The organism is Pseudomonas sp. NPDC088885 (assembly GCF_044750025.1).
Classification (GTDB): domain Bacteria; phylum Pseudomonadota; class Gammaproteobacteria; order Pseudomonadales; family Pseudomonadaceae; genus Aquipseudomonas; species Aquipseudomonas rustica.
In genome coordinates, this window is record NZ_JBIVJB010000001.1 from 140,031 (window position 1) to 152,219 (window position 12,189).

Sequence of the window (12,189 nt, forward strand, 5' to 3'; positions counted from 1 at the left end):
GGTGTTCGGCAACACCCGCCGGCTATCGGGCCTTGACCGTCCACAGCTGATTGACCTTGGTCGTGTAGCTTTGGCTCATCAGGTCTCGACGCATCCCCCAGTCAGGCGCGGCGGGCACACTGGCCACCCGAAGGACTCCCTTGCCCCAGCGGCCATTGATCTCATCGAGAACGCTCATGACCTTGTCAGCCATCACCGGTTGCGAATGGGCGAACAGGTCATCCGTGAATTCACCCGGCTGCCGCAAATCCATCAGCAGCACTTCGGCCTTGCTGTATCTGAAACCCGGGCGAAACAGCCGATTGACCGCTTCCGTGGCCGCCTTCGTCATCAGGCGCACATCGTTGGTTGGGTAGGGCAATTCCACCAGCGCGCCATTGGCATATTTCGCCTCTTCAGGATTGAACATGCCGGTGCGAATGCTCACGCGGATCTTCTTGCACAGCGAGTTTTGCGCGCGGAGTTTTTCGGCCGCACGCTGGGTGTAGGTCGCGACGGCTTCCTTGATCGGCTCGATCTGCGTGAGTCGGGTGCCGAACATTCGGCTGCAGCAGATTTCCTGCTTCGGCGGGTCAGCTTCTCCCAGTTCGAGGCATGACGTGCCGGCGAGCTCGCGTGCGGTCTTCTCGATCACCACGCTGAATTTCTGCCGAAGCATCCACGGGTCGGCCTTCGCCAAGTCCATGGCAGTGTTGATGCCCATGACTTCCAGGTGAGCTTTCATACGCCTGCCGATGCCCCAGACCTCGCCGACATCGGTATTGCGCAGCGTCCAGTCACGTTTGAACGGATCGCAGAGATCGACCACGCCGCCGGTGATGTCCAGCAGCCTTTTGGCGGTATGGTTGGCGAGCTTGGCCAAGGTTTTGGTGCGGGCAATGCCCACACCGACAGGAATGCCCGTACGTTTGAGCAGTGCAGAACGCATCTGCCGACCAAACGCGGACAAGTCACCGGCAATGCCCGTCAGATCGGCAAACGCCTCGTCAATGCTGTAGACCTCAAGCGCAGGCACCAGCGATTCGATGATGGTCATGACGCGCTCGCTCATGTCGCCATATAACGCGTAATTACTGCTGAACGCGACGATGCCGTTACGGCGCAGATGATCCTTGATCTGGAAGTACGGCTGGCCCATTTTCACAAACGGTTTGGCGTCGTAGCTGCGCGCAATCACGCAGCCATCGTTGTTGGACAGCACCACGATGGGCGTCTTCGCCAGGTCGGGCCGGAAAACCCGCTCGCAACTCGCATAAAACGAGTTGCAATCAATCAGGGCGAAGACCGGTTCAGGTGTTGTCATGATCGCGCACGCTGTATTTCACCACACCCCAGATCACCAACTCGTCGCCCTCCATGACATGTCTTGCCGGGTATTTCGGGTTCTCCGACAAAAGCATCACGGCGTTCTCGCGCAGCAGCAGACGCTTGCAGAAGGGTTCGGAGTTCAACGCGGCGATGACGATATCGCCGCTGACCGCATCAATACTTCGATCAACGACCACCAGATCCCCTGAATAGATGCCGGCGCCCTGCATGCTGTCGCCGTCAATCCTCACCAGGTACACGTGCGGCGCGCGGATGTCGAACAGCTCATCGAGGGAAATGTGCTTTTCGATGTGATCAGCCGCCGGGGAAGGGAAGCCCGCTGGCACCCGGGATGAGTAGAGGGGCAGCTTCTGGCCGCCGGTCGCGAGTGGGCCGAGGAGGGTGATGCTCATGATGCAAGCCTTATCAGATTAACTGTACATGCATACAGTTAACGATTTGCTTGGCTTTTGGTCAATCTCAGGACAAGGCAATTCGACGGGTGACCGTATTGGCGGGGGCTAGTCAGTTCCTTTGCAGAGCGTTTCATACCATTGCGCGTAAGGCGTATTGGAAACTTGATGCCTGTTTAGATCAGGACTGCCATCGTCCCACCACACCGGGCCTCGTTCTCCGAGTGCAACTTTTGCAGCATGGACGCGTGCTCTTACTGCTTTCAATTGCTGCGGATCACTGGCGGCTTTTGCAACTTTTACGTCCCGTCGGGCGGCCATGAGTTCGTTTACAAGTTGCTGTCGCAGATCTTCTTGCAGCGAGGGATTGGTGCATCGCCATAGCTGCCCTTTGACAACAAAGTAGCGACCGTCAGGCGTCACTGGGTGCATTGCTCATCTCCGATCGTCCAAAGAATGCTCGATGGACGATTGTCGAAGTATCGGGAACAGGAGGGCGGTTCGTAGTTAATTCCTGAAGATCTACTGGCTGGAAACGCCCGGCACGTCCATGTTGATCTTGCGCCAGCACGCTTCAGAAAAACTGTAGACCGAAAAGGCAATCAGCCCCAAGGCCATCACCATCAAAATCAGCCATCCTGCGGGCAGATTTTGCAGCGCGTCCAAGGCCTCTTTCATTCCGGGAGGATCCATCGCCTGATAAGCGGAACCGCTGACGACCAGCAGCAATGCGATCTCTATAAACACCACGCCACGGGCAATCAGACCAAATCGGGACACCGGGCGGACATAGCGCATGACGTCTTCGTCGGCCTCGAAATACTTTTCAAACGAGGCCTTCCAGCCCTTGATGATGTGAGCAATACCAACACCCAACGGAATAAGCGCGATCAGGTAAACCAATAAATTCGAGTATTCCCACGACAACAGGTGCGCCAGCCAGTCTTTGGTTTGCCCTCCGGAACTGCCCGAACTTTTGATCCCGCTCACAAGCAGGCTCAAGGCAAATAGCGCGAGCGCGCCATTGACCAAACCGCCCGCCAAAAGACCCGCGCGAATTACCAAACCTTTGAGTTGGGTGCCGTGGTGATCAACATCACGCGCGGCTTGCAGTACACGCCAGGCTGCGAACGCGAGCAGACCTGCCACCACAAGTCCTACTAAAAAATAGCCAAATGGCTGGGCCAACAAAGCTTCGAGACTTTTGTGACTGTCTTTGGGTTTGGTTGAATCATGGGCGGCGAGTAACGCGAAGATACCGATGATCAAATAGAGCACGCCTCGAGCGGCGTATCCACCTCGAGCGAGTATTACAAGGCTACGGTGCGCGGACATCGGATCAATTCCTGAGAGTAATAAGGAACAGACCGTTGCGGTTCGGAGGGGTTCTACTGCAATTTACTGGGTGGGGAATCCAGGTTTAGAGGCGCTAGTTGCCCAGAGAGGCGGAGCACTAAGGCTCCGCACAGGCACTTCAGACTTTATTAGCGTTGAGCTTGCGCAGCTCTTCGTAAGTCGCCGACTGGACGAACCAGAAACCGGAAACGATGCACCAAACCAACGTGCCGGCCACGAAAATCCCCAGCGCAGGCAAGAAACCGGCGGTGAACAGGGACACGATAGCGACCAGCCAGATAACGGCCAGGGAAACGTAGAGGACGAGGTTGTTGACGCTGATGACGAAGTCTTTCACAGGGCGTGTTCCTTACGGGAAGTGATAAAGCCCCCAATCCGGGGGGTGCGCATGCTATCACCAGCCGCCATGACTTTGAACAACAAGGCCCGTTGAAAGAGCGTGATCATCTGAAACGAATTTATCGAAGCCGTGATGCAGAGAGCTAGTGAGCACCATTCCGTAATACATGATTTAACATAATATACATTACACGTAACAAAGTATTACGAAGTTGGGGTGGTTGGTTGCGCACAGCATTTTAATCTCCAGCATAGCCATCTGAATCTCTAGCGCTCTGAAGTAAAAGTTTGAAATTTTGGGAAGTAAATGTTTGAAACGATGGTTTCGTCTCCATTAAAAAAAATTACTTCCTCGTGGTCTAGCCCGCGCATTTAGCATTCTATCTGATGAGTTTAGGGTCAGTACGATCGCCCGATGATCTGCACTGGTTCTCCATACCGTGTTCATTTTTGTCTCCATTAATACTCGCGGTCTCCGTTTAAAGGTTTTACTTGCTGGGCCCGCGCGGGTCTATTTCCCAAAACGACGCTGCGTGAAATCTGAAGCCTGCAGCGCAGAGTTGATGCTCGGATTTCACCGGTTGTCTCTCGTGGTAAGGATCAACGGCTGAGACATTCCATTCAGTTAAGGTCATAGAGCTAGTGCGATTACCTGGCAGCCTAGGGGCTGCAATGCTTACGACACATCCCCACCTGCAATCACGTCGCTGTGTGAAATCTGTAGCGTTCAGCATGGAGTTGGTGCGCTGGTTTCAAGGGCAGCCACTACCGGTATGGGGAAAAGGCAAACGTCGGCCGAATTACATGCAGATACGGAGGGTTTTGCGGTGTTCACCTTGCGCTTGAGGGTTGTGCAGCTTTCCTGCCACCAAATATCCTGGAAGCTCGCCAGAATTCGGCAGATTCAAAAGCTCAGCAAATTGATAGTCCCGTACCGCTGTAAACCACAATTTTGACTTGTTAACTACCGTAGTTAACAAGTCAAAAAACGAGTTAACAGAATGGTTCTGAGCCTGCGTACAAGCGTTGATTTGCCTAGCGCCGCTGGGGTTTCAATGCTCTGTATCGCTGCTCGAACTTTTGGGGTTCGCGTTGAGATGGTTAGATCTATTATTGCTTTTGATGCACTGTCGATGATGACCGTAATCATCGGTTTCGGTAGGTGTTGTCCCTCTTCATCGACCATTAAAATATCAAGGAGAAACGTATCAATCACTACGGATTTTTCCAGTTTTGCTACTCCGCAAGATTAGGTTGATGCCACATCAGAGCACATAGCGCAAGTTGCCTGATGGGTGATTTTTGCTCTTGAAGCTAGACTATGTACTACCAGTCGTGATGCCTTCCTAACAACCTCAATGGTAAAGTCATTTGCCAACTCAACTAAACATCTATTTAGTGTAGTTAAGTATCTCGCCATCCCCAGACGCTCTCTCCAACTGAATTCAGGCAAAAAAAACCTCACAAAAGGGAGGCGAAGAATGAGAAGAGCCACAAGTCAACGTCCAATAGACTGGCTGCACACGCTAAGCGTACGCAGTGCCCGAATCTGTAGGCTATTTCCGTAACGGTTTGTATTTCTCAACCCTTCACCCTCACTGAGGTGATGTGTAATTTTCGGCGTTGATCCTTCTCTATGGGTTGCCATCTACCTTAAAGACAAGGATTTACCATGAATTCTCCCGCCCTCCTTCGCCTGCTCTCGAACGACTTTGAAATCAAGTTGATGCGCTGGGCTTTAATACTGATCTTCGCGATATTTGGCTATGCCAAATGGTTTCCCTATGAAGCTGAGGGTTTGGTGCCTTTGCTCAGTAACAGCGCAATCCTCGGCTGGATGCACAGTGCGTTCGGGATACAAGGTGCCAGCTACGCCTTGGGTGTGGCGGAATGGATCATCGGCCTGGGTCTGATTCTGGGTATCTGGTTCCCACGAATTTCGGTGCTGGCATCCGCCGGTTCGGTGATCACTTACCTGACCACCCTCACCCTGATTTTCACCACACCGGGCGCCTGGGAAGCGTCGGCTGGCGGCTTTCCGGCGATGGGCGGTGCGACCAGTTTTCTGATCAAGGATGCGGTGTTGCTGGCCGGCTCGGTGGTGTTGCTCAAGCACAGCCTGCTGACGGTGTTGAGAAACTCAAAAGGCAACGTCGCCTGCCAGAACCCGCTGGCCCCGGTTGAAGAGCACAGCGGACTTTGAATCTATTCTGATCAGAACAATCATGCGCCCGGTTATACCGGGCGTTTTCATATCAGAAATCCACAGTGGCCGAGAGCAAATAAGTCCGTGGCGTCGACAGCGTCAACCCCGGTTCACTGTCATCTGACGCTCCTGCCGAACTCCAATAACGCTTATCCAGCACGTTCTCGATATTGCCGCGCAAGGTGATGGTCTTTTCATCCAGCTTGAACGTGTATCGCGTGCCGACATCGAAGCGCTCCCAGGAGTCGATCTCCTTCTGGTTTGACTGATCCAGATACTGCGAGCTCGAATAGATCCCGCGTCCAGTCAGCGTCAGCCCCTGCACAGTTGGCACATCCCACTCTGCCCCCAGATTGACGTTGTACTTCGGCGTCGCCGGCGCACGATTGCCGTCAAACGTGCCGTTGGTGGTTTCAGTCAACTCGCTGTCGATGTACATCACACCGCCGAGCAAGCGGAAGCCTTTCAGCGGTTCGCCAAACACGCTGAGCTCAACACCATTGTTCTCGCGTTTGCCATTGGGCCCGAACACGCGCGTGGTGGCGTTGGTCTCATAAGCCGGTTGCTTGATGCGGAAAACCGCAGCGGTCAGCGCGTAGGCGCCGGCATCGTACTTGGCGCCGACTTCGACCTGACGGCTAATGAACGGCGGGAAAATCTCATCCTCGTTCACCGACGTCGACGGCGCGATCTTGCCTTGGCTCAGGCCTTCCATATAGTTGGCGTACAGCGACAGTTTGTCGGTCGCCTTGAACAGAATGCCGCCGGATGGCGAAACTTTTTCCTCGTCATACGCGGTGTCGCCCTTCACGTCATCGCTCCAGTCATCGACTTTGACCCGCTGCCAGCGCGCACCGAGGGTCAGCAGTAAACGATCATCGAAGAAACCCAAGGTGTCCGAGAGCGCCACGCCGCTGAAACGGTTTTCGGTATAAACCTTGGCGTCGTAGCGCGTCGGCGTTCCGGGTTTCGCCGTTTCCACCGGGTTATAGAGGTTGCTGCGCCCTGCCGCATAACGCGCGCCGCCGTTCTCGAAATCCATGTAGAAGTAGCTGGCCGCGAGGTTGACCTCGTGGCTCACCGGCCCGGTGTGGAACCAGTTGCGCACGCCCGCCGTCGCCGTGCGCACGTTTTCGTCGCGGGTGAAGTCGCGCGGCAGAACGCTGAAATCACCGGCATCGTTGGTCACGGAAACGGCGTGACGCAGGAAGTCATGATTACTTTTGCGCGCGCCGACGCCGCCGTACAGCATCGCCGAATCATTGACGTCGAATTCGGCGTTGACCGTACCAAACGTGTCCTCGGTTTTCGCCTGGCTCCACGGTTGCGCGTAGTTGCGATGCACGTCGTTGGCGCTCGGCACCTTCGCATTGGCGGCGACTTGCACGCGTTCCTGCGGCGCATCGGTATCGCGTTCGGTGTGGCCGACATCGGTGGAAAGCCGCAAGCGCTCACCGCGAAAATCCAGCCCCAGTACCGACATGTCGCGGTCGACACTCTGATGATCCCATTCAGTGTCGCCGGACTGTTTGACGCCGTTGAAGCGCAGACCGAATTTATTGTCCTCACCGAAACGCCGGCCGACATCCACCGCGCCGCCAAGCTGATTGTTCGAAGCGTAATTGGCGGTCAGCGAAGTGACCGGTTGGTCGGTAGCATGCTTGGGCACGATGTTGATCCCGCCGCCGACACTGCCGCGTGGCGAGATCCCGTTGATCAGTTGGCTCGGGCCTTTGAGGATGTCGACGCGATCGGCCATTTCCATGTCGATGGTGTACGTCGGCAACACACCGTAGAGCCCGTTGTACGAAACGTCGCTGTTGAACAAGCTGAAACCACGGATGGTGAATTGCTCATAGCGGCCACCGGCAGGGTTGGTCGCGCGCACCGAGGGGTCGCTGGAAATCAGATCGCCCAAGGTGCGCGCTTGCTGATTCTTCACCGCCTCGCTGGTGTACGTGGTCATGCTGAACGGCGTTTCCATAAAGTCTTTCGACCCCAGCAAGCCCTGCGAGCCACGCCGAGCAACCTGGCCGCCAGCAAACACATCGGCATCGCTCGATCCGGTGGCGCCGAGAATCGAGGTCGGCGCCAGTTGCAGGCTGCTGCCATCGGCCGCCGGAATCAGCGTATAAGCGTGATCGCCCACCGGTTGCAGTTGCAGACCAGAGCCCAGCAACAAACGGTTGAAGCCCTCCTCCACGCCAAATTCGCCGGACAAACCGTTGCTGTTGCGGCCACTGACCAGCGCCGGATCCACCGACAGATTGACCCCGGCCAACCCGGCAAAGCGAGTCAGCGCAGCACTCAAACTGCCGGCGGGCACCGAATAACTGCGGCGGGCCGCGTCATCGGCCCAACTGGATTGAATCAACACAGGGCTGGCACTCAGGCTCAGCAGGAGGCTCAACTGCAACAACGGACGCAAACGACTTGGGAATACTGCGGGCATTGGAAGAAGCTCTCGATTTTGTTCACTTACCTGCAATGACCGGTGAGGCGAATAAAAGGGACAGGCTTCAGACGATATTTTTTCGCGGCATCAACGTGACCCAGAAACGCGTGCGCGAATGCACCTCCAGCGGCAGGCTCGCGGCAAGCAATGCGAGCACTTTATCGGTATTGTCGAGGCGGAAACTGCCGGTGATGCGCAGGTTTTCCAGTGCAGGATCCCAGCGCAGCAAACCCGGGCGATAGCGGCTCAACTCACGCAGGAAGTCGCCTAGTGGCTGGTTTTGCGCCATCAACACACCGTCGCGCCAACCGGGCATTTTCGTGTCGTAAGGCGTGACCAAACCGGCGCCTGAGGCTTGCAGGTTAATCTGTTGCCCGGCATTCAGTTGCAGCAAAGGCCCGCGCAACGGCTGCAATTGCACCGAACCGCTGAGCACCGATACGTTGCAATCACGCTCGTTAAGACGCACGCAGACTTCGCTGCGGCTGACGATGATCCGGCCGTAAGGCGCATTGATCGTCAACGCCGCGCCGCCACGGACGTTGAGCGCCATTTCGCCGCGTACCAAGGTCAGTTCACGGCTGGTGAGATCGACATTCACCGCACTCGCCGTGTTCAGCTGCAAGGTGCTGCCATCGGCCAGCAGCGTCTGTTTGTGTTCGCCGGTGCTGGTGTGCAAATCGGCGCGCCAGACGTCCAACGGTAATTGGCGACTGATCAGCCACGCCGTCGGCACCAATGCGGCCAGAGCCAGCGCCCGTTTCAGTGCCGCACGCCGCGCCAGATCCGGTCGATCGAGGGTGGCCATGGCCAACTCTGTGGGCAGATTGGAAAATCGCTGGCGTAATAACTGAATCTTCTGCCAGGCGTTTTCGTGGCGGCTGTCGCTTTCACGCCAGGTCTTAAGCCGTGAGTGATCGGCTTCGCTGGCCTCACCGGACTCGAGCAACGCCAGCCATTGCGCGGCAGCCCGCGCCACTTCCCGCGCTTCATTACCGGGCGCTATTCTCATCATAGATCTAGCATCAAACAATGCTCGTAAGCCGTTGCCATATAACGTTTTATGGTTCGCTCAGAGACTTGCAAGCGCTCGGCAATCTCGCGATAACCCAGGCCTTCGAGCTGACTCCATAAAAACGCCTTACGCACCGCTCGCGGCAAGCCGTCGAGTAATTCGTCCAGCGCTTGCAGTGTTTCCAGCAGCAGCCAACGCTGCTCAGGCGACGGCACGCACTCTTCGGGCAATTGCGCGAGGGCTTCGAGGTAGGCTTTTTCGAGACTGCGGCGAGTGTAGAAATTGCTCAGCAGACGTTTGCCGACCGTAAGCAAATAGGCCCGCGGCTCACGCATGTCGACGATGGGTTGCGCGCTGCACAGCACGCGCATGAAGGTGTCCTGACTGAGATCCGCCGCATCCCAGGCATTGCCCATGCGCCGCCGCAACCAGGTTTCGAGGAAGCCACGATGGTCGCGGTACAGCTCGTGCAGGTGCTGCTGCGATGGCGTCGCTGCTTCAGTCATCTCGAGAGGCCCTGCGCGAAGTAAGAATTCAAATGAGACTGATTCTAATTAACTTCACTCAGGAGACAAAGGTCTTTTTCGCCGCTACAGCATTCATTAACGCTTGAGCGTCTCGCTCGGCAACTCGTTAAACAACGCCCGATAACTGCTGGAAAACCGCCCCAAATGCCAGAACGACCACTGCATGGCCACCTCGGCCACCGTGGTTTCCGTGGGTCTGCGCTTGAGCAATTCGCGGTGGGCACTGTTCAACCGGCGCAAACGCAACCAGTGGCTGGGCGTCATGCCGGTGTAAGCCTTGAATGCTTGCTGCAATTGTCGCAACGACACGCCGGCAACATTAGAAAGCTCGAGCAGATTGACGGTGTCTTCCGGTGAATCTGCGGCCCACTCCCCTACCCGTTTCATGATGCTTCGCTCTTCGGCGCGGCGCTGCAATCCGCCGCCGTCGAGACACACGCGTGCGTTGTCGAGGATGAACAAGCAGTCCTCAAGCAGCTGTTTTGTCAGTACGTCTTTTTCATCTATATCAAGCGGTTGCGTCAACTTCGTGAGAGTTGAGCTTAACCAGCGACTGAACAGGGCGTTCTGTCCGCAGTTGAGCTGGGTCATGAACAAACCTTCGAGTTTCGCCACGTCCAGACCGTGCTGACGGACAAACTCAGGGCCGAACACCACGGCGATTTCCTGGTAATTCTCCGGGGTGATCCAAATGTTGCGGCTGTCTTCGTTGAGCAGGTACAGCGCGTTATCACTGCGATCAAAACAAAACGCCAAAGCACCCGACGGTGCGCTGAAATTCTGCTCGACGCGGGTGTTCATCTGCTCTTCGTAAACCTCGACACCCTGCAGATCCAGATAGCGAATCTGCCCGGCGAAATGGCCCGGCGACATCTGTTGGTAATGCTGTACCCAGCCCGGCGTGGCGCGGACTTGCTCGGCCACGTCGGCGGTGTTGAACGCTTGAACCTGGAGCGGATTGCACGTTGTCATGGGATGACCTTGCGCACTCTTTTGGTGCGCTTTGGTGCTGCTTAAAGTGGATAGATGGAACTGCAAGGCTCGCCCAAGATAGTCGTCAACGCGCCACAGGGGAAGGGGCGGAAGATGAAACCCGCCCTCCCCGGCGTCTATAAAACCAATAACGAGGTCTTTATGAATGCCCCTTTCGATCAGCTGTTCACGTGGCTGAAAGATCACAAGATTACCGAAGTTGAATGTGTGGTCAGTGACCTGACCGGCATTGCCCGCGGCAAGATCGCACCGACCAACAAGTTCCTGCATGAGCGAGGCATGCGCCTGCCGGAAAGTGTGCTGCTGCAAACGGTAACCGGGGATTTTGTCGACGACGACATCTACTACGACCTGCTCGATCCTGCCGATATCGACATGGTCTGCAAGCCAGTGGCTGACGCGGTCTACGTGATTCCATGGGCGATCGAACCGACCGCCATCGTCATCCACGACACCTTCGACAAGTTCGGCAACCCGATCGAACTGTCGCCGCGCAACGTTCTCAAGAAAGTCTTGCAGCTCTACACCGACAAAGGCTGGAAGCCGATCGTTGCGCCGGAAATGGAGTTCTACCTGACTCAACGCTGCGAAGACCCGGACTTGCCGCTCAAGGCACCGCTGGGCCGTTCGGGCCGTGCGGAGAGCGGTCGTCAGTCGTTCTCCATCGATGCCGCCAACGAATTCGATCCGCTGTTCGAAGACGTCTACGACTGGTGCGAACTGCAAGGTCTGGATCTCGACACGCTGATCCATGAGGACGGCCCGGCGCAGATGGAAATCAACTTCCGTCACGGCGATGCACTGGATCTGGCTGACCAGATCACCGTGTTCAAACGCACCATGCGTGAGGCTGCGCTCAAGCACAACGTCGCCGCGACGTTCATGGCCAAGCCGATTGGTGATGAGCCCGGCAGCGCCATGCACATTCACCAGAGCGTGGTTGAAATCGCCACCGGCAAACCGATCTTCGCCAATGAAGACGGGCAGATGAGCGAGCTATTCCTCAATTACATCGGCGGTTTACAGAAGTACATCCCGAAAGTGCTGCCGATGTTCGCGCCCAACGTCAACTCGTTCCGCCGTTTCCTGCCGGATACCTCGGCACCGGTCAACGTCGAATGGGGCGAAGAAAACCGCACCGTCGGCCTGCGTGTGCCGACCTCCAGCCCTGAAGCGATGCGTGTGGAAAACCGTTTGCCGGGCGCCGATGCCAACCCGTATCTGGCCATCGCCGCGAGTTTGCTCTGCGGTTACATCGGCATGGTCGACAAGGTGCAGCCGAGCGCTGCCGTGGAAGGTCGCGCTTATGAACGCCGCAACCTGCGCCTGCCGATCACCATCGAAGAAGCGCTGACGCAAATGGAAGAGTGCGAAACCGTTGCGCAATACCTCGGCGACAAATTCGTGCGTGGCTACGTCGCGGTGAAACGCGCCGAGCATGAAAACTTCAAGCGCGTGATCAGCTCGTGGGAGCGCGAGTTCCTGCTGCTGAGCGTTTAACCCCAAACCTGCACAAATCCCTGTGGGAGGGGGCTTGCTCCCGAAAGCGTCGGCACAATCACTATGGATGTCGACTG

11 protein-coding genes are annotated in these 12,189 nt (G+C 56.4%); 2 read left to right on the forward strand and 9 right to left on the reverse strand.

The genetic code is table 11. The features are described 5' to 3' along the window. Positions 1-22: 22 nt before the first annotated feature. The 5 genes from umuC to ACIP1X_RS00610 all read right to left on the reverse strand — a co-directional run bounded on the left by umuC (position 23) and on the right by ACIP1X_RS00610 (position 3,414). On the reverse strand, positions 23-1,303 hold the full coding sequence (gene umuC / locus ACIP1X_RS00590; protein WP_400748305.1) for a translesion error-prone DNA polymerase V subunit UmuC: 1,281 nt from the start codon (positions 1,301-1,303) through the stop codon (positions 23-25). After that, positions 1,290-1,721, reverse strand: a complete 432-nt coding sequence (locus tag ACIP1X_RS00595) for a LexA family transcriptional regulator (protein WP_053120212.1) — start codon at positions 1,719-1,721, stop codon at positions 1,290-1,292. Before ACIP1X_RS00595 ends, umuC begins: the two co-directional genes overlap by 14 nt. Before the next feature lie 108 nt (positions 1,722-1,829). After that, positions 1,830-2,153 (reverse strand): hypothetical protein, encoded by a 324-nt coding sequence (locus ACIP1X_RS00600; protein ID WP_212549517.1) that lies wholly within the window; start codon positions 2,151-2,153, stop codon positions 1,830-1,832. A 90-nt stretch (positions 2,154-2,243) separates the two neighbouring features. Continuing rightward, positions 2,244-3,056: a DUF1206 domain-containing protein gene (locus ACIP1X_RS00605; RefSeq protein WP_400748308.1), complete on the reverse strand. Its 813-nt coding sequence runs from the start codon at positions 3,054-3,056 to the stop codon at positions 2,244-2,246. A gap of 139 nt (positions 3,057-3,195) precedes the next feature. Continuing rightward, positions 3,196-3,414 (reverse strand): hypothetical protein, encoded by a 219-nt coding sequence (locus ACIP1X_RS00610; protein WP_053120216.1) that lies wholly within the window; start codon positions 3,412-3,414, stop codon positions 3,196-3,198. Positions 3,415-5,088: 1,674 nt separating this feature from the next. Between ACIP1X_RS00610 and ACIP1X_RS00615 the strand changes: the two genes are divergently transcribed. Beyond that, positions 5,089-5,619 (forward strand): YkgB family protein, encoded by a 531-nt coding sequence (locus ACIP1X_RS00615; RefSeq protein WP_400748310.1) that lies wholly within the window; start codon positions 5,089-5,091, stop codon positions 5,617-5,619. A gap of 52 nt (positions 5,620-5,671) precedes the next feature. Here ACIP1X_RS00615 and ACIP1X_RS00620 read toward each other — a convergent pair whose 3' ends face one another. The 4 genes from ACIP1X_RS00620 to ACIP1X_RS00635 form a co-directional block, all read right to left on the reverse strand. Next, positions 5,672-8,074 (reverse strand): TonB-dependent siderophore receptor, encoded by a 2,403-nt coding sequence (locus ACIP1X_RS00620; protein WP_400748313.1) that lies wholly within the window; start codon positions 8,072-8,074, stop codon positions 5,672-5,674. Positions 8,075-8,141: 67 nt separating this feature from the next. After that, positions 8,142-9,092 (reverse strand): FecR domain-containing protein, encoded by a 951-nt coding sequence (locus ACIP1X_RS00625; protein ID WP_400748316.1) that lies wholly within the window; start codon positions 9,090-9,092, stop codon positions 8,142-8,144. Then, complete coding sequence (locus ACIP1X_RS00630; RefSeq protein ID WP_400748319.1) at positions 9,089-9,598, reverse strand: sigma-70 family RNA polymerase sigma factor; 510 nt, start codon at positions 9,596-9,598, stop codon at positions 9,089-9,091. The genes ACIP1X_RS00625 and ACIP1X_RS00630 overlap by 4 nt, the downstream gene beginning before the upstream one ends. Positions 9,599-9,694: 96 nt before the next feature. Further along, positions 9,695-10,591: a helix-turn-helix domain-containing protein gene (locus ACIP1X_RS00635; RefSeq protein ID WP_400748322.1), complete on the reverse strand. Its 897-nt coding sequence runs from the start codon at positions 10,589-10,591 to the stop codon at positions 9,695-9,697. 162 nt (positions 10,592-10,753) lie between these two features. Here ACIP1X_RS00635 and ACIP1X_RS00640 point away from each other — a divergent pair, with 162 nt between their 5' ends. Next, complete coding sequence (locus ACIP1X_RS00640) at positions 10,754-12,112, forward strand: glutamine synthetase family protein (RefSeq protein WP_053120225.1); 1,359 nt, start codon at positions 10,754-10,756, stop codon at positions 12,110-12,112. Positions 12,113-12,189 lie beyond the last annotated feature (77 nt).

Coding starts and splice junctions, on each gene's coding strand:
- ACIP1X_RS00595 (WP_053120212.1), bottom strand. CDS start 1,721: ATGAGCATCACCCTCCTCGGCCCACTCGCGACCGGCGGCCAGAAGCTG.
- ACIP1X_RS00605 (WP_400748308.1), bottom strand. CDS start 3,056: ATGTCCGCGCACCGTAGCCTTGTAATACTCGCTCGAGGTGGATACGCC.
- ACIP1X_RS00620 (WP_400748313.1), bottom strand. CDS start 8,074: ATGCCCGCAGTATTCCCAAGTCGTTTGCGTCCGTTGTTGCAGTTGAGC.
- ACIP1X_RS00640 (WP_053120225.1), top strand. CDS start 10,754: ATGAATGCCCCTTTCGATCAGCTGTTCACGTGGCTGAAAGATCACAAG.
- ACIP1X_RS00600 (WP_212549517.1), bottom strand. CDS start 2,153: ATGCACCCAGTGACGCCTGACGGTCGCTACTTTGTTGTCAAAGGGCAG.
- ACIP1X_RS00630 (WP_400748319.1), bottom strand. CDS start 9,598: ATGACTGAAGCAGCGACGCCATCGCAGCAGCACCTGCACGAGCTGTAC.
- ACIP1X_RS00625 (WP_400748316.1), bottom strand. CDS start 9,092: ATGATGAGAATAGCGCCCGGTAATGAAGCGCGGGAAGTGGCGCGGGCT.
- ACIP1X_RS00615 (WP_400748310.1), top strand. CDS start 5,089: ATGAATTCTCCCGCCCTCCTTCGCCTGCTCTCGAACGACTTTGAAATC.
- ACIP1X_RS00635 (WP_400748322.1), bottom strand. CDS start 10,591: ATGACAACGTGCAATCCGCTCCAGGTTCAAGCGTTCAACACCGCCGAC.
- umuC (WP_400748305.1), bottom strand. CDS start 1,303: ATGACAACACCTGAACCGGTCTTCGCCCTGATTGATTGCAACTCGTTT.